12 protein-coding genes are annotated in these 16571 nt (G+C 69.9%); 6 read left to right on the top strand and 6 right to left on the bottom strand.

The features are described from left to right. Window positions 1-48 precede the first annotated feature (48 nt). The 3 genes from G6O54_RS11160 to G6O54_RS11150 form a co-directional block, all read right to left on the bottom strand. Window positions 49-3747, bottom strand: a complete 3699-nt coding sequence (locus G6O54_RS11160; RefSeq protein ID WP_165224788.1) for a sigma-70 family RNA polymerase sigma factor — start codon at window positions 3745-3747, stop codon at window positions 49-51. Window positions 3748-3914: 167 nt separating this feature from the next. Next, the gene (locus G6O54_RS11155) at window positions 3915-4388 is read right to left on the bottom strand and encodes a DUF4365 domain-containing protein (RefSeq protein WP_165224785.1); all 474 of its coding nucleotides are present in this window, start codon (window positions 4386-4388) and stop codon (window positions 3915-3917) included. A gap of 9 nt (window positions 4389-4397) precedes the next feature. Next, the gene (locus G6O54_RS11150) at window positions 4398-4868 is read right to left on the bottom strand and encodes a DUF4365 domain-containing protein (RefSeq protein WP_165224783.1); all 471 of its coding nucleotides are present in this window, start codon (window positions 4866-4868) and stop codon (window positions 4398-4400) included. 288 nt (window positions 4869-5156) lie between these two features. Here G6O54_RS11150 and surE point away from each other — a divergent pair, with 288 nt between their 5' ends. From surE to G6O54_RS11130, 4 genes are all read left to right on the top strand, one after another. Next, window positions 5157-5918, top strand: a complete 762-nt coding sequence (gene surE / locus G6O54_RS11145) for a 5'/3'-nucleotidase SurE (RefSeq protein WP_165224780.1) — start codon at window positions 5157-5159, stop codon at window positions 5916-5918. Between the two features lie 212 nt (window positions 5919-6130). Further along, entirely contained in the window at window positions 6131-6664 is a 534-nt protein-coding gene (locus G6O54_RS11140; protein ID WP_250846829.1) for a hypothetical protein, read from the top strand. A gap of 1021 nt (window positions 6665-7685) precedes the next feature. Beyond that, on the top strand, window positions 7686-10235 hold the full coding sequence (locus G6O54_RS11135; protein ID WP_165224778.1) for an alpha-L-arabinofuranosidase family protein: 2550 nt from the start codon (window positions 7686-7688) through the stop codon (window positions 10233-10235). Window positions 10236-10442: 207 nt separating this feature from the next. Continuing rightward, complete coding sequence (locus tag G6O54_RS11130) at window positions 10443-11921, top strand: alpha-amylase family glycosyl hydrolase (RefSeq protein ID WP_165224776.1); 1479 nt, start codon at window positions 10443-10445, stop codon at window positions 11919-11921. A 595-nt stretch (window positions 11922-12516) separates the two neighbouring features. Here G6O54_RS11130 and G6O54_RS11125 read toward each other — a convergent pair. Next, a complete protein-coding gene (locus tag G6O54_RS11125) occupies window positions 12517-13899 on the bottom strand; it encodes a dihydrolipoyl dehydrogenase family protein (protein WP_165224774.1) in 1383 nt (460 codons plus the stop codon). A 183-nt stretch (window positions 13900-14082) separates the two neighbouring features. On the opposite strand from G6O54_RS11125, the gene G6O54_RS11120 reads away from it, so the two are divergent. Together G6O54_RS11120 and G6O54_RS38795 are read left to right on the top strand one after the other, a co-directional pair. Continuing rightward, window positions 14083-14457: a hypothetical protein gene (locus G6O54_RS11120; RefSeq protein ID WP_165224772.1), complete on the top strand. Its 375-nt coding sequence runs from the start codon at window positions 14083-14085 to the stop codon at window positions 14455-14457. Beyond that, complete coding sequence (locus tag G6O54_RS38795) at window positions 14351-14881, top strand: HNH endonuclease (protein WP_369432136.1); 531 nt, start codon at window positions 14351-14353, stop codon at window positions 14879-14881. The genes G6O54_RS11120 and G6O54_RS38795 overlap by 107 nt, the downstream gene beginning before the upstream one ends. A gap of 273 nt (window positions 14882-15154) precedes the next feature. Here the strand turns inward: G6O54_RS38795 and G6O54_RS11110 are convergent, their stop codons facing one another. Then, window positions 15155-16036, bottom strand: a complete 882-nt coding sequence (locus G6O54_RS11110) for a transposase (protein WP_205678738.1) — start codon at window positions 16034-16036, stop codon at window positions 15155-15157. 9 nt (window positions 16037-16045) lie between these two features. Further along, on the bottom strand, window positions 16046-16495 hold the full coding sequence (locus G6O54_RS38790; protein WP_205678737.1) for a transposase: 450 nt from the start codon (window positions 16493-16495) through the stop codon (window positions 16046-16048). Window positions 16496-16571 lie beyond the last annotated feature (76 nt).

Below are 16571 nucleotides of genomic sequence, written 5' to 3'. Positions count from 1 at the left end.
GCGACGGGCCGCCTTGTGTGGTGTTCCACCACGGCCAGCCTGTCGGCCTCACCGCGGCGGGCCCGGGGCAGAAGGAGGGCCGACGGCCGCGCTCACGGCCTCCCGCAGGGCCTCGCCGCGCAGGCCCGTGGCCAGGACCTTGCCGTCGGGGGCGATGAGGAACGTGGCGGGGATCGAGGTCGCGCCGTACGCGGCGACGGCCGGCGACTCGGGGCCGACGTGGGCCTGCCGCCACGACCATTTCTCAACCTTCGCCATGTACGCCGGCTGGGCCGGCCTGTCGTCGAGGCTCACCGAGAGCAGGACGAAGCGGGGATCGGGGCCGTACGCCCGCTGGATCGCCGCCAGGTTCGGCATCTCGGCGACGCAGGGGGCGCACCAGGTCGCCCAGAAGTCCAGCAGCACGACCTTGCCGCGGAGGTCGGATCGCTTCGCCTCCTTGCCGTCGAGCGTCCGGAAGGCGAAGTCCGGCGCGGGGTCTCCGACCGCGAGCGCCCGCCCGGCCACCTCGACCGGCCGCAGCGTGCCCAGGTCGAGCGGATGATCGTCCGCATCCCGTGCGATCGTGAAGCCATGGTCATACGAGGCGATCAATCGCCCCCAGCCGCAGGCGTCACCCGGCGGTGGCTCGTGGAGCGCGATCCGGAGCCGATAATCGCCGGGCGGCAGGTCCTGGGCCCGGATCCGGCCGTCGGGCAGGACCTCGACGCCGCGGAGGACCGGATCCTTGTTCGCGTCATGATCCTTCGCCACGATCTCCGCCTTGCGGATCATCCAGGCGCCGCGGCCGCCGCCGGGGATCTCGAGCCGGCCGGCGAGCTTCCGGCCGCTCCGGCCGATGGCCAGGTCGTAGGTCTTGCCGGCCTCGACGTCGATCGTCGTCATGGCGGTGAACCAGATCCGGCGCTCCAGGCCGTTGGGCGCCCACCGCCCGAGGCGGAGCCGGCCCGGCAGGACGCGCGGGAAATCGAAACGGCCCTCGGCATCGGTCCGGATGTAATACCGGGTCTCGATGCGAGGCTCGCCCGGGATCGGCACGGGCTCGTCGAGGTCCTGAGACTGCATGACGAGGTTGGCCGCCGGCTTGCCGTCGAGCGTCACCGTACCGGAGACGCGGGCCCAGGGACGGAGCCGGAGCGTGGGCTCGCCCTGGATCTCGCGGCGAGGCACGATCGCGGACCCGGCGTCGCAGAGGGCCACGAGGGCGAAGTTCCCCCGCTGCGGCGGCAGCGTGAACCGGCCGTCGGGGCCGATCCTCGCGGTCTCCTCGGCCGTGCGGGCGCGGTCGCGGATCGCGCCGTTGTCGATCCGGAGATATTCGATCGTGTCCTCTTCCTCCGGCGGCACGAGGTACACGAGGCCCTCGGTGGCCGGCGAGCCGTCCGGTCGCGTGACGGCGCCGCGGATCGGCTCGCCGCGATGGAGCCGGAACGTGAAGGTGTGCGGCGTGCCCTCGATCGAGAACCGCCCCGTCTCCTCCGGGAGATAGCCCTCGGCGGAGACGCGGAGGACCTGCCGATGCGACGGCGAGGCGAAGGCGTATTCGAAGGCCCCGGGCGACTTCTTCGCGTCCCGATCGATGTCATCACCTCGCTGCCAGATGAGGGGGACGTCGGGGTTCGACACCGAGCCACAAGAGACGGTGAACCGGGGGATCGGCCGGCCGGTCTCGGCGTCGACCACGGTGCCCGTCACGAGGGTCGGCGGCGTGAGGACGATCTCGTGCTCGTGCTCGGTCCCGGCCTCGACGACCCGGCCGGGATCGGCGGCGAACCCGCGGGCCCCGGCGCTCACCCGGATGCCCCCGGCCGGGGCTTCCTTCCAGGTGAATCGGCCGTCGGCGTCCGTGATCAGGCTCGCGGCGATCGCCTGGCTACCTCGATCCTCGCCCGGCCGGGTCGCCGGGCCGCTCCACGAGACCTGGACCGAGGCGGCGGCGATCGGCCTTCGGGCGGTGTCGAGGACCGTCCCCGTCAGCACGCGGGGCGGGGGGAGCGTCAGGTCGACGCGGAGCGGCCTGTCTCCCACGCGGATCGACTCCAGCACCGGGCCGAGGCGGGGAGCCCGGGCGATCAGGCTGGAGGTCGTTCCGGGTTTGATCCCGAGCATCAATCGCCCCCGACTGTCCGTCTTCGCCGGCGGGATTGCGTTGCCGTAGCCGCGGCCGAGTCCGTAGAAGACCTCGGCATTCGGGACGGGCTGGCCCGACGTCGATCGGACCGTGACCTCGACGGGCGTCCCGCGATGAAGGCGGAGGATTGCCGAGCCGTCCCGGAGCGCGGAGAGCGGCCTGAAATCCTCCGTCTCGTTGAAGAAGTTGGACTCCGTGAGATAACCGTGGTGGTAGGTCCCGAGCCGGATCGATCCCGCCTCCGCCGGCACGCCCGAGAACGACCATCGGCCGTCCGTGCCGGTCCGGATCTCTTCCCAGCGGGTGTCGATCCACTGCCTGGACCGAGGATAGTTCTTGGAAACGTTGATGATGACGGCGGCGCCGGCCACCGGGCGGTCATCCTGGTCGATGACCCGGCCGCTCACGGTCGTGGCCTTCTCCATCTGGAAGAGGAAGCGGTCCGGCGGCGCGGGAGACGCGGCGTCGCGGATCCAACTGAGGGACAGGGGGACGAAGCCGGGACGCCGGGCGTTCAGCCGCAGATACCGGGCGTCGCCCGAGAGCGCGTACCGGGTGACGCCCGGGGCCGCGGCCTCGGTCGTGAAATCCAGATTCGATCCCGAGCCGTCCTCCGCCTTCAGCTCGATGCGGGCCTCCGGCATGGGCGCGTCGGTGGCCAGGTCGCGGGCCTCCACGATGAAATGGGTCGGACGACCGCCCTCCGGTGCGGCCGTATGGCCCGCGGCCCGGGGCGGCGGAGGCGGCGCCTCGACCGGGCCCGGCGGCCGCTCCTTGCCCGCGACCACGACCCCCGCGGAAATCACCGAGCAGGCCGCCAGCCCCGCGACCACCATCATCCTGATCCGCGACAGGAACAGGCTCCCGATCAGGGAATGGGCCAGGGCGGCCGCCGCCGGAGAGGCCGCGCCGCCGGCCGCGGCGGCGAGGACGGCGGACGTCCACGACGCGGGCACGGCGGCCGTCGCCGAGGCCCGCGCGGATTCCATCGCGACGCCCGCCGCGGCGGCCGTCAAGCCGCGGCGGATGAGATGATTGCGGAGCCGCGTCCGGCCCTTCGCGAGTCGATGATAGAGGGCCGGCGCGGTGCATCGCAGGCGCGCGGCGGCCTGCTCGTAGGTCAGGCCCTCCAGGTCGCAGAGGACGACCGGCAGCCGCAGGGCATCCGGCAGGCGGTCGAGCTCCTGGTGGAGGATCGAGCACGCCTCGACGTCCGGGATCGTGGCGGAGCGGTCGGGGATCTCCATCGCGGGCACCTCCGCCTCGGTCCGCCGCCGCCGCTCGACCTCGATCCGCCGCTCCACGGCCGCCCGGTACGCCACCCGATGCAGCCAGCCGCCTAGGGCCTCCCCGGCGCGGACGGAGCCGGCCTTGCGGGCGAGGACCAGGAACGCGGCCTGGAAGGCGTCCTCGGCGTCGTGGTGGTCGCGGAGGACCGCCCGGCAGGTCGCCGCGACCATCGGCCCGTGCCGCGCCACCAGCGCCGCGAACGCCGCTTCGTCCCGCGACCCGGCGTACCGCCGGAGCAGCTCCGCGTCGTTGATCCCGATGGCCGTCCCGCCCCCGAACAGGTCGCGGAGCGGCATCGGACTGACCCCCACTGTCCCGCCGGCCATGACCCGCCTCCCTCCGAGGAGCGTTCGGTTGCCTTGCCTCCCTGGAGTGTAAGAGGGGAGGACCGGCCGGCGCGCACCGATTTTTCGGGGAGGGGGGCTTATGGACCGTCCGGGAGCCGATTCCACCCGTCCCGGCCGCTTTTCCCGGGCGAGGCGAGCGGGCGGGCTCAAGCGGGCGTAAGCTGCCTGGCCAGGGCATCGTACCAGGTCCGGACGCGATCGATGATCTCGCCGACCGTGGCGGGAGTGAGGGAGCGGAAGGTCCCGACCTCGTGGGACCGGAGCGTGGCCCCCTTCGGCTCGACCATGGGCTCGGCCGCCCAGGCGTAGAAGGCCCTGTTCTCCCGGACGTCCACCACGAAGACGCACACCGGGACATGGGGCGGACTGGCATGGCCGTGGAAGAGGGCCTCGACGCCGGGCCTCCAGTCCCCGGGATCCGAGGACGTCGTCCCCTTGACGCGCACCACGAAGAGCTGCAGGGAAAGGGGGGCCTCGCCGCGGATCTCGGCCACGAGGTCCAGCGAGCCGTCGCGACCTCGTTCCTCACGGACCCGGACGTCCTCGCTCGTTGTCAGCAAGGCCGCGGCCAGGGCCTCGCTCCGCTCCGTCACGAACCAGGGCTCGGTTTCGGTCGCCATGCTCGGTTGCTACTCCCGGAAGTGCGAACCCGCGAGGGTCATGTCCCGGCTCGACCAGAATTCGATGACCTCGTCCCTAAGCCGTTCGAGGACGCCACAGTCGATCCGAAACCTCGTGGTGAGGCTCGCCACGCCACCGCGTGGTTCGTTCACGGACAGCAGGAACCCGACGCCGATCTCGTTGACGTCGATGCCGACCACGTATGCCGGCACCGGACAGGCCACCATCCGATCGACGTCGTCCTGGATCACCTGCACTCGGAGACGGTTCCCCTCCGTGGTGTAGCCCAGCCGTGTTCCCTTGACTTGCACGAAGAAGAAGTAAGACGGCCGGTCTACCACCTCCACGATGTAATCGAACGTCGGATACTTGTCGCCCAGGAACCGAGGCCTGAAGAACGGAGTGTCGCGGCCACAGAACTCGGTCATGAGAAGGCTGAAAAGCCATTGCCCACGCTCTCCGATGTCCTCTCTGGCCACGGATGCACCTGATCCCGAGCCTGGAAGTATCCCAATCCAGTGTAGCTCTTGCTCGTCCCGGAGTTAAGAGAGGCGGCCGCCCCAGAAGTTACACCCACCCCTCCCTTGCATCCCGATCACCACCCGACCGGTCTTCTCCCCCGGGAGATTGCCTGAGACGCGGCATCGCCTCATCCCGTCCCCGCGCCCGCCGGTTGACGCTGCTCGTCCCGGGCCGTTACGATCCAGGCTGATAACGGCCCCGGATCGGGGCCATGGCCCCGCGATGAGATGATCGGCTCGGCAACGATGCACATACTCCTGACGAACGATGACGGCGTCTTCGCCCCGGGGCTGCGGGCACTCCGCAAGGAGCTCCTCAAGCTCGGCGAGGTCACGGTGGTGGCGCCGGCCCTGGAGCAGAGCGGGGTGGCCCACACCATCACGCTGCTCAACCCCCTGGTCGTCAAGCAGGTGGACGCGGAGGACGGCACGAACCTCGGCTGGTCGGTCGAGGGCTCGCCCGCCGACTGCGTCAAGCTCGCCATCTGCGAGCTGCTGTCCAGGCCCCCGGACCTGATCGTCTCCGGGATCAACTCCGGATCCAATGCCGGCATCAACGTGCTCTATTCGGGCACCGTGGCGGCGGCCGTCGAGGGGGCCTTCTTCAAGATCACCAGCGTCGCCGTCTCGCTCGAGCTGGCCGAGCACTTCGACTACCCCTACGCCGCCAAGCACGCGGTCAAGATCATCGAGAAGATCCTGGCCAGCAAGCCCGCCAACGGCTCGCTCTTCAACGTGAACATCCCGGCGCACTCGCGGGGCGAGGCCAAGGGCGTGAAGGTCGTCCCCATGGGCCTGGGCCGCTACGGCGAGGGCTTCGAGCGGCGGCAGGACCCGCGCGGGCGCACCTACTACTGGATGACGTACAACCCCCCGTACAACATCCAGGGCCCGGAGACCGACGTCACCAGCCTCTCCGAGGGCTACATCACGGTCACCCCGCTCCACTTCGACCTCACCCGCCACGACCTCCTCGGCCAGCTCCGCGATTGGAAGTGGGGCGAGTGACCGGGTGAGGCGAGGGCAGGGCCCCTGATGTTGTTCCTTGAGCCGGGAGGGCGAGGCTCCTGCCGAGCCCCCACGCGGCTCGGCAGGAGCCTCGCCCTCCCGATCGGTTGCGAGCGATCGTGATTCACCGATCCCAGCACCGAAATCCGACCGAGCACTCGCCGACTCCCTTCGATCAATAGGCCGTGCGTCTCCAGCCCGGAGGAGCTCCGATGCATCCGCGACCGCCAGCGACCGGTTTCCTCTTCGACCTCCGCCGGGCCTCCGCGGCGACGGCCTCCGCGCTGGCCGTCGCCCTGATCGCCGCCGCCGGCTGCCAGGAGGATGGGAACGTCGAGCAGAAGGCCCCCGCCCCGAAGGCGGGCGCGGCCGCCCCGGCGCCGGCGAAGAAGCCCGAGCCCGAGTTCATCGTGGGCAAGCGGACCCAGGTCATCAAGAACGCCGGCGTCGAGCTCGAGAAGGGGGCCAAGGAGGCCACCACCAAGATCACGGCCAAGGACCCGATCACCCTCCAGGGCAACGCCTACGTCACGGCCATCGGCAGGACGTCGATCCTCAACATCCAGCACGCGATGGACCTCTATCACGCCGAGAACGACAAGTATCCCAAGGATTACCAGGAGTTCATGGACGTGATCATCAAGGCCAACAACATCGCCCTGCCCAAGCTGCCGGTCTACCAGGACTACGGCTACGACGAGAAGGAACACAAGCTGATCATCCTGGAATACCCCGACCGGCGGTGAGGGCCTGTGCCGTTAGCCTTCTGGCAAGGCATCGAGAGCTGAAATCTTGCTCTCCCCCTTACCAAGCTCTGCTTTACCCACGAGTGGAAGTCGAGAGAGGTCGCACGTCGAGCAGGGCGAGCCATTCCGGTCCCCTCCCCCCTGTGTGGGGGAGGGTTAGGGTGGGATGTTGGAAAGTGGGTCCTGGCGGCCCGGAGGCGGGGTCGGGACTCGACCGTTTCTGTTGCGCCTTCCGAGGCCCGTGATGCGGCTGGGAACACGGCCCGGGCGCGGACGGCAGCTCGCGCCGGGCTCGGCAGGAGCCTCGCCCTCCCGGGCCGGGGCCGCCTCCCTTCGGGAGGGCGAGGCTCCTGCCGAGCCCCGGGCAGGCTCCGGATGTTCAAGGAAGCCTCGATCCCGCGCAACAGATCCGGGATAGGCCTCGGCCGTCGTGAAGACCAACTTTCCAACACCCCAGGGTTAGGGAGAGGGGGCAACCGCCGATGACTTACGAACCAGGCACTGATCGCACGAGATAGTCTCGATTCTCGGTCTCTCGCGAGCTCAACGGCCTGCCCGATCCACCCCCTCTCCCTAACCCTCCCCCACGAAGGGGGGAGGGGACCAGAGGGTCCGCCTCGCTCAACATGCACCCTCGCTTGGTCTCGGGCTTCTCGCACTTGTGGGTCATGCTAAGCATACCAAGGGTGAGTTGGAGGGGGGGGGTTGTGCTGGCCGAGGCGATCGAATTCACCCCCCTGAATCCCCCCTTTGTAAGGGGGGAAGCGATGATCGGCCTCCCTGCTGCCCTGGATGCGTCTCGAATCCGAGGGCGGTGACCTGGGGGGCAGGCTCTGGGCTCGCCCCGTCTTCTTGCGCAATCCTGGTATTTTTCTGCGTGATCTCGGCCCTTGCGAGCGTCTCGGCTCGCCGCCTATCGTTGCCCGGTGCGACCCATCGTGGCGTCCGGAAACGATCGTGCGAACAGGCGACCTCGGCCCCGGCGGCAGCCGGGCGGCGGCCGCGACACGGAGAGAAATCGATGAGAGGAACGATCCGACCCCATTGGAGCTGGACCCCTTGGCTCGCGATCGCGGCGGCCTGCGCGGGCGTCTTCACGGCCGTAGCGCCGGCCCGAGCCGACGCGCCGGCCACGCTCGAGGTGGAGGTCAACAGGCCCGGCGTGGCCATCCCGGCGGACTCCTTCGGGCTGATGACCGAGGAGATCAACCACGCGTACGACGGCGGCCTCTTCGCCGAGCTGATCCAGAACCGCACCTTCCAGGACCAGGGCGCGCGGGGCGGCCTGCCGGTCCACTGGTCGGTGATCGGCGCGGGCAAGGCGGCGGCGGACCACGCCGACCCGGTGAACCCGGCGCTGCCGGTCAGCCTGAAGCTGGACCTGGACGGCGGCGAATCGGGCGTCGCCAATGACGGCTACTGGGGCATCCCGGTGAGGCCCAACACCACCTACACCGCGGCCTTCTACGCCAAGGCATCCGGCGGCTTTGCCGGGCCGATCGCGGCGTCGATCCGGCTCGACGACGGCGGCAAGGTCGTCGCCGGGGCCGACACGCCGCCGATCACCGGGGGCTGGATGAAGTACACCGTGACGCTGAAGACCGGCGCGGACGCCCCGACCACGTCGAAGGCGAAATTCGTGCTCGCCGCCAAGGGCACCGGCGGCGTCGCGTTCAGCATGGTCTCGCTCTTCCCGCCGACGTATCAGAATAAGCCGAACGGATTGCGGGTGGACCTGATGGAGCTCCTCGCCGAGCTGCGGCCGAAGTTCATCCGCCTGCCGGGGGGGAACTACCTGGAGGGGAACCGGTTCTCCGACCGCTTCAACTGGAAGGAGATGATCGGCCCGGCCGACACCCGGCCCGGCCACGCGGGCTGCTGGGGCTATCGGTCGTCGGACGGCTTCGGCCTGCCCGAGTTCCTGCTCTGGTGCAAGCAGCTCGGCGCCGAGCCGGTGCTGGGCGTCTTCGCCGGGTACGTGCTCAACGGCGACTACTTCAAGGCCGGCACCCCGGAGATGGCCCTCTACACGCAGGAGGCGCTCGACGAGATCGAGTACGTCAGCGGCCCGGCCGACAGCGTCTGGGGGAGCAAGCGGGCGGCCGACGGCTTCCCCGAGCCGTTCCCGCTCCGCTACGTCGAGATCGGCAACGAGGACTGGTTCGACCGCTCCGGCAGCTACGACGGCCGGTTCACCCAGATGGCCGCGGCCATCCGCGCGAGGTATCCGCACCTGAAGATCATCGCGAGCGCCCCGGTGACGAGCTCCACGCCGGACCTCTACGACGACCACTTCTACCGGAGCGCCCGCGAGCTGACCCGGATGAGCACGATGTACGACGAGCCCAAGGGCACGCCGAAGCCGCTCCGCTTCAACGGCGGCGGCTTCAACGGGCGGCAGCCCGGCGGGATCAAGACGTTCGTCGGCGAGTGGGCGACGCAGGAGGGCCGGCCGACGCCGACGCTCAACGCGGGGCTCGCCGACGCCGCCTTCGTGATGGGCCTGGAGCGGAACTCCGACGCGGTGGTCATGCAGTGCTACGCCCCGCTGTTCGTGAACGTGAACCCGGCCGACGCGGCGAAGGGCTACCCCCGGGCCTGGCAGTGGGGGACGAACCTGATCGGCTACGACGCGCTCCATAGCTTCGGCTCGCCGAGCTATCACGCCCAGGTGATGCTCGCCCAGAACAAGGGGGACGTCGTCCTGCCGGCGCGGCTCGACGCCGCGCCCGTGGCCCCGAAGGCCGAGACGCCGAAGGGCAAGGTCGGCCTCGGCTCGTGGCACACGCCGGTCGAGTACGCGGACTTCACCGTGACCGCCCCGGACGGCCGCGTGCTCCTCTCCGCCGATCAGGCGAAGGACCTGAAGGGCTGGCAGTTCACCGGCGGCTCGTGGCAGGTCCGGGGCGACGCGATCGCCCCGGCGGAGCGCGACGGCGAGACCTGGGCGATCGTCGGCGACCCGGGCTGGACGGATTACACGATCCACGTGAAGGCCCGCAAGCGGGGGGGCCGCGAGGGGTTCGTGGTGATCTGGCACGCGGCCGACGGCGACAACTACCGCTGGTGGAACGTCGGCGGCTGGGGCAACACCGTCGTCCAGTGCGAGGCCGCGGAGTCCGGCGGCCGCAACCCCTACGGGCCGAGCACCCCGATCACCGTCGAGTCGGGCCGCTGGTACGACCTGAAGCTCGAGGTCGCCGGCCGACGCGTCAAGGGCTACATCGACGGCAAGCTCGTGACCGAGACCGCCGACGAGGCCCCCGCGGCTCATATCCCGGCCGTCGCCACGGCGACCTACGCCCAGGCCGATCGGACCGTGATCGTCAAGGTCGTGAACACCGGGGCGGAGGCGATCGACGCGAAGATCAACCTCCGCGGCGCCGGCCGGGTCGAGCCGAGCGGCACGGCGATCGTCCTCTCGGGCGAGCCCGGCGCGGTCAACACGATCGAGGAGCCGAGGAAGGTCGCGCCCAGGCAGGAGGCCATCACCGACGTCGCCGAGTCGTTCCGCCGGGTCTTCCCGCCCCACTCGTTCACGATCCTGCGGCTGAAGGCGACGGCCCCATGAGGGACTAACTGACCACGGAGGCACGGAGAAGAGGACGCGAAGGAGGCCTTCGGCCGAGAGCGATTCCATCGTGAATTCGGCGTGACGAGCAGGCGGAATCTCAGCGCCCCGGTGCAATGCCCAGGCGGGGGTGTGAGAATTGGGGGGACGGGCATTCTGGCCCGTCCCTCAGCCGGCCTGAGGATCGTCCCGGAGAAGGATCGACCGATGACCTCACCTCGCTATCCCTCGCTCTATCAGATCAACACGCGTCCCTGGCTGGCGCGGCGATCTCGCAAGCTCGGCCGGGGCGCGACCCTGGACGACATCCCCGACGCCGAGCTCGACCGGATCGCCGGGCTCGGCTTCGACTGGGCCTGGTTCCTGAGCGTCTGGCAGACCGGGCCGGCCAGCCGGCAGGTCTCGCGGACGCGCCCCGAATGGCGGCGCGCGTTCGAGGCCGCGCTGCCCGGCCTGACCGACGACGACATCCCGGGCTCCGGATTCGCCATCACCGCCTACGAGGCTCACGAGGCCCTCGGCGGCGACGAGGCCCTCGCGCGGCTGCGCTCGCGATTGCACGCCCGCGGCCTGAAATTGATGCTCGACTTCGTGCCCAACCACACGGCGCTCGATCACCCGTGGGTCGAGGAGCATCCCGAGTATTACATCGGCGGCACGGAGGAGGACCTCGCCCGCGCCCCGCGGAACTACATCAAGGTCCGTCGCCGCGACGGCGACGGCGTGTTCGCCCTGGGGCGCGACCCGTACTTCGACGGCTGGCCGGACGTGCTCCAGCTCGACTACGGCAACCCGGCGGTGCAGGAGGCCATGGCCGGCGAGCTCCTCGAGATCGCCGGCCGGTGCGACGGCGTCCGCTGCGACATGGCGATGCTCGTCCTGCCGGAGGTCTTCGAGCGGACCTGGGGCATCCCGTCCCAACCCTTCTGGCCCGACGCGATCCGCCGCGTCCGGGAGCAAACCCAGGGCTTCTGCTTCCTGGCCGAGGTCTACTGGGATTACGAGTGGGCCTTGCAGCAGCAGGGCTTCGATTACGCGTACGACAAGCGACTCTACGACCGGCTCCGCGAACGCCACGCGCGGCCGGTCCGCGAGCACCTGCGTGCGGAGATCGACTACCAGGATCGGCTCGCCCGCTTCCTGGAGAACCACGACGAGCCGCGGGCCGCCGCGACCTTCCCGCCCGGCGTCCACGAGGCCGCCGCCCTGATCACGTATCTCTCCCCGGGCCTCCGCTTCCTCCAGGAGGGCCAGCTTCAGGGCCGCCGGGTGCACATCCCGCCACACCTCGGCCGCGAGCCGGACGAGCCGGCCGACGAGCAACTGGAGCGGTTCTACGAGAAGCTCCTGACCCTCCTGCGGACGTCGACCCTGCGGGAAGGCCGGTGGCGGTTGCTGGAGTGCTCGCCCGCCTGGGAGGGGAACTGGACCGCCGACGGCTTCCTCGCGTTCGCCTGGCAGGGCCCCGACGGCGGCCGCCTGCTGGCCGTCGTCAATTACGCCGACAACCAGGGCCAGTGCCACGTCCACCTCCCCTTCGAGGACCTCGGCGGCCGGACCTGGCGGCTGAAGGACCGGATGGGCGGCCCTTCCTACACCCGCAAGGGGGACGAGCTGCGGGACCGGGGCCTGTTCGTGGACCTCGGGCCGTATGGTTATCATGTCTTTGACATGAAGGAAGCGTGATCATTCCCATGGGAGCCGACTCCGCCCGGCCCCGCGGGACGACGCAGCCGTCTCGCATCCGGGGGGCGCCCTGGTGCTCTGTCAACGCTCCGAATTCGGGCAGCAGGACAGACAGGAATGTCTGTCCCCCGGGTTTACAGCCAGGTGTGTTGGGGATTCCGGAGGACAGGCATTCCTGCCTGTCCCGCTGCCAGCCCGAGAATCAAGCCGTGACGAAGCACCAGGAGGGACGGAGATTCCGGAGGACAGGCATTCCTGCCTGTCCTGCTTCCAGCCCGAAAATCAAGCCGTGACGAAGCCCTAGTCCCAATACCGTTCAACGAAGGGTAGGGGCACACGGGCTTCGGCAGGGTCTCAAACCGCGATGGTACGAGACCGAGGTCGACGTCACGTCGGCTCCGAGCTGAGCCTGGGTGGCCGTGGTGGAACACCACGGTGCGGCAAGCTGTCGCGCCCAACGGGCTTCGCCTGGAGGCCACGGCGGTCCCGTGGTGTTCCACCACGGCCACCCGGAGACACTCCTTGCCTGCCGGGATGTTCACGTTCCGCCTTCGCGATGCGAGACGAGACAAGCCTTCGTTGAACGGCATTGGCCCTAGGCCGGGACGAGGGGCCCCGAGAAGAGCGAGTGCAGCCCCTCGGACATCGTCGGGTGGGCGATGATCGCGTCGCGGAAGACGGTGCACGGGAGGCCGCCGAGCATGGCGGTCTGGACCGCGGTGAGGAGCTCGCTCGCCTCGGCGCCGAAGGCGGTGAAGCCGAGGATCCGGTCGTCGGGCGCCGCGGCGACCACGGCCTTGAGGAAGCCGCGGGGTGCGGAGATGGTCCGCGTCCGGAGGATGGCCGCCATCGGCAGCTTCGCCAGCCGGTAGGGGATGTCCCTCGCCTTCGCCTCGGCCTCGGAGAGGCCCACGTGGGCGAGCTCCGGGTCGGTGAAGAGGCAGTAGGGGATCAGCCGGCCGGCGGTCGTCCGCGAGCCTCCCTCGAGGTTGGCGAGCACGACGCGGAAGTCGTCGAACGAGGCGTGGGTGAACTTCGGGCTGCCGGCGCAGTCGCCCATCGCCCAGACCGCCTCCGCGGTCGTCTCCAGGCGTTCGTTTACGCGAACATATCCATGTTCGACCAGCTCGACTCCCCCCGCCGCCGCGTCGAGCGAGTCCGTGTTGGGCACCCGCCCGGCGGCGACCAGGAGGTGCGAGGCCTCGATGACGCCGCCCCCCCGGAGCGTGATCGCCACCCCCTCGCCGGAGGTGCCGGAGACGGACGCCACGGCCGCGCCGGTGCCCACGGCGATCCCCTCGTCGGTCATGAGCTGCGTGAGGGCCTCGGAGACGTCCGGGTCCTCGCGGTCGAGGAGCCGCGATCGCTGGAGGATCGTCACCCGGCTGCCGAACCGCCGGATTGCCTGGGCGAACTCGAGCCCGACGTAGCCGCCGCCGAGGACGACCAGATGGTCGGGGAGGCTCTCCAGCTCCAGGGCCTCCACGTGGGTGAGCGGCCGCGCCTCGGCCAGGCCGGGGACGTCCGGCAGGCTCGCCCGCGAGCCGACGTCGAGGAAGACGCGGTCGGCCTTGAGGACCCGCTCGCCCCCGCCGCTCAGGGCGACGCGGATCGTCCGGGGGCCGACGAACGAGCCCTCGCCCATGATGATCTCCGCGCCGCTGGCGGCGAACTTCTCCGCGTGCAGGGCCTGGAGGCCCTGGACCATCGCCCGCTTGCGGGCCGTCACCGCGGCCATGTCCACCGTCGCCGGCCCGACGCGGATGCCGTAGCTCCCCGCCTCGCGGACGAAGGCGGCGACCTTCGCCCCGTGGATCACGTTCTTGGTCGGCAGGCAGGCCACGTTCGGGCACGCCCCGCCGACCTTCCACCGCTCGACGACGGCCGTCCTCTGCCCCTTCGTCGCCAGGGTCCAGGCCAGGAACTTCCCCGCCTCGCCGCTGCCGATCACCGCGTTCTCATAATGTTCTTCGACCATGGATGTGCTCCTGTCGTCGTGTCGAGGACCGCGGCGCCGGTCATTGGGAGCGGACGGCCCGGACGATGTCGATCCCGGCGAACCATGATACGGATCCCGGGAAGCGGGAGCGATCGCTCGAGCTCTTCCGCTCGGGACGTCCCCGTCCTACCATGGAAGGACAGGAGTGGAGGCACCGCGACCATGAGCGAGACCGTGATGCTGGTGATTCCCGACGAGCTGGCCAGGCGTGCCCGCGAGGTCGCCTCGGCGACGCATCGCCGGTTCGAGGACGTCGTCCTGGACGGGCTGCGACGGGCTGTCGAGGAACCGGATGTGGAGGCCATGTCCGATGTCTCCCTGCTCTCGCTCGCCGAGGCGACCATGAACCCGGCGGATCAGGACGCTCTCGGTGCCTTGCTGGCCATCCATCGCGAGGGGAGGCTCACCGAGGGGGAGTCGGCCCGGCTTGATGCCCTCATGGCGGATTACCGCCGTGGCCTGGTCCTCAAGGCTCGTGCCCTCAAGGAGGCCGTGGCCCGCGGGCTTCGCCCGCCCCTGGCCGACGATGCCGCGTGATTATCTCCCCGTCGATCTTGTTCGCCGGGTCCGCGAAGCGGCCGGGAATCGGTGTGGCTACTGCTTGAGCCCACAACGGCTCGTCATGGCCCGGCTCGAAGTGGAGCATGTCATCCCCAGGTCTCGCGGCGGCACGGATGAGGAATCGAACCTATGGCTGAGCTGTCCCCTGTGCAATCGGTCGAAGTCCGATCGGATCTCGGCGCCCGATCCGAAGACTGGAGATGAGGAATCCCTGTTCCATCCGCGCCGACAACGATGGGCCGACCATTTCCGCTGGTCCGAGGATGGCCTGCGGATTCTCGGACTGACGCCGACCGGACGGGCGACCGTCGCTGCACTCCACCTGGACAGCGACCCTGACGCGATCCTGGTCCGCTCCTACTGGATCCTCGCCGGATGGCACCCGCCGGTTGACGTTTGAGTCCCGCGGCGATGGCGCCGCATCGCCAGACCCTCAACGTACGCATTCATGGGCTGAGGGCGACGATCGTTCGGGCGCGAACTCGCCACGGTCGCATCAAGGCCGATCCAGCCGCCATAGGGCCAGATGGGGCCCTGTAGCGTGAGTCGGCAGGACGGACCGACGCACGCTACGAGGCTCGATTTGTCGGGGAGAGGGAGAGTTCCCGATGGATGGGGGCCGGTCCTCTCGCTCGGCATGCGCTGAGCTCGACTTGTGCAGTTTCTACGCCCCCTACGCAGCCGGGGCGAGTGCGGCGTAGAGGATTTCGCGGATGGGGGCCGGGAGTTTCTGGATGGACGGGCCGTCGGGGGCGTGTGCGAAAACCCCTTCGGCCCAGATCCAGCGGCGGACGGCCGACATGGTGTCCGAGAAGGTAACGACCGTCTTGCCCGGCCAGCCGACGGCCCCGACACTGCGCCCGCGCGGCAGGGAGGCGTAGAGCATCGCCACGACCGAGTACAGCCCGAACAGGCACGGGACGGTCCGCAGGACCGTCGGCTTGCTCCAGCCCCGCGTCGTCTGGATATGGAGCTCGGAACGCGCCTCCTGGAAGGTGGTCTCGATGCTCCAGCGGCCGGTGTAGGTCTCGACGATCCGCCGCGCGGCGAACGCCGGATCCGTCGCGTAGAAGTACTCGTCGCGGTGCGTGCCATCGCGGTCATGGACGAAGGCCCAGCGGATCGGGACCAGGCCCTCGCCCTTCTTGTACCAGGAACCGGCCCCGGTCCTCGTCTCGACGCGTCGAGTCCCGCCGCCGTACCAGGCGACCGTCATCCGCCGGCGTCGGCCCCCTTCGGCGACGGCCTGGCGAGGCTTCGGCAGCCTCGCCCCCTTGATCCGCGGGCGGCCCGGTCCTCGATAGGGGGGCGGGGTCTCGAAGAGGTTGGCCTCCGGGTGGATCTTGCTCACCAGCACCAGCGGCCTGCGATGGCGATGGCAGAAGCGGTCCATCTCGTGCATCCCGTAGGCCGAATCGCCGACGAAGACGAAGTGGCGGCCGGGGGACCAGCGGATCATCAGCCACAGCAGCCGGATCGCCTGCTGGGCCGGCGTGCGATGACGACGCGCCTCGCGGCGGTCATCGGCCGCGTCGCGGTAGAGGGCGACCAGCACCGGCAGGGCTCACGGGCGAATGGCGAACGGGAAGCGGACCAAGACGGCGAGCACGACCCAGTTGTGGCCGTACCGCCAGGCGGTGAAGGCGTGCGACGAGCGGACCGGGTCGCGATGCCGGGCCTTGCCGAAGACGTGCTTGCCCGGGTGGGAGAAGACCGTATCGTCGGCGACCACGACGACCTCGGCGTCGGCCGGCAAGAGGGCGACGACGCGCCGGGCCAGGACCTCGGCCAACCGCAACGGCGACCATCGCGCCTGCGAGAAGACGCGGCGGTAGCTGGGGGATGCGCCGGCGACGAGTGATCCGGCCGTCCGCGGCAGATTCACCACCGTGCGACGCCCGACAGTCAGGATCGCTGAACCCACGAGGGCCAGGATTCGGCGGAAGGTGGGCCGGGTGAAGATCAGGATGAAATCGTCCCAGAAGCCACGCGGTGTCTCGGGTAGAATGGCCATGAGTCCGTCCTCGGCCGGAGTGATGGGGAAGTCGTTGCAACCCTCATCCTACCGTCCGAGGCGGGATCAAGAAATT

This window comes from Aquisphaera insulae (genome assembly GCF_011064615.1).
Classification (GTDB): domain Bacteria; phylum Planctomycetota; class Planctomycetia; order Isosphaerales; family Isosphaeraceae; genus Aquisphaera; species Aquisphaera insulae.
Note: the sequence above shows the minus strand (reverse complement) of the source record. Positions and strands in the feature narration are given on the sequence as shown.

Bases quoted from the DNA above. Each gene is read 5' to 3' on its own strand.
- G6O54_RS11160 (WP_165224788.1), bottom strand. From the start codon at position 3,747: ATGGCCGGCGGGACAGTGGGGGTCAGTCCGATGCCGCTCCGCGACCTG.
- G6O54_RS11155 (WP_165224785.1), bottom strand. From the start codon at position 4,388: ATGGCGACCGAAACCGAGCCCTGGTTCGTGACGGAGCGGAGCGAGGCC.
- surE (WP_165224780.1), top strand. From the start codon at position 5,157: ATGCACATACTCCTGACGAACGATGACGGCGTCTTCGCCCCGGGGCTG.
- G6O54_RS11140 (WP_250846829.1), top strand. From the start codon at position 6,131: ATGCATCCGCGACCGCCAGCGACCGGTTTCCTCTTCGACCTCCGCCGG.
- G6O54_RS11135 (WP_165224778.1), top strand. From the start codon at position 7,686: ATGAGAGGAACGATCCGACCCCATTGGAGCTGGACCCCTTGGCTCGCG.
- G6O54_RS11130 (WP_165224776.1), top strand. From the start codon at position 10,443: ATGACCTCACCTCGCTATCCCTCGCTCTATCAGATCAACACGCGTCCC.
- G6O54_RS11125 (WP_165224774.1), bottom strand. From the start codon at position 13,899: ATGGTCGAAGAACATTATGAGAACGCGGTGATCGGCAGCGGCGAGGCG.
- G6O54_RS11120 (WP_165224772.1), top strand. From the start codon at position 14,083: ATGAGCGAGACCGTGATGCTGGTGATTCCCGACGAGCTGGCCAGGCGT.
- G6O54_RS38795 (WP_369432136.1), top strand. From the start codon at position 14,351: ATGCCCTCATGGCGGATTACCGCCGTGGCCTGGTCCTCAAGGCTCGTG.
- G6O54_RS38790 (WP_205678737.1), bottom strand. From the start codon at position 16,495: ATGGCCATTCTACCCGAGACACCGCGTGGCTTCTGGGACGATTTCATC.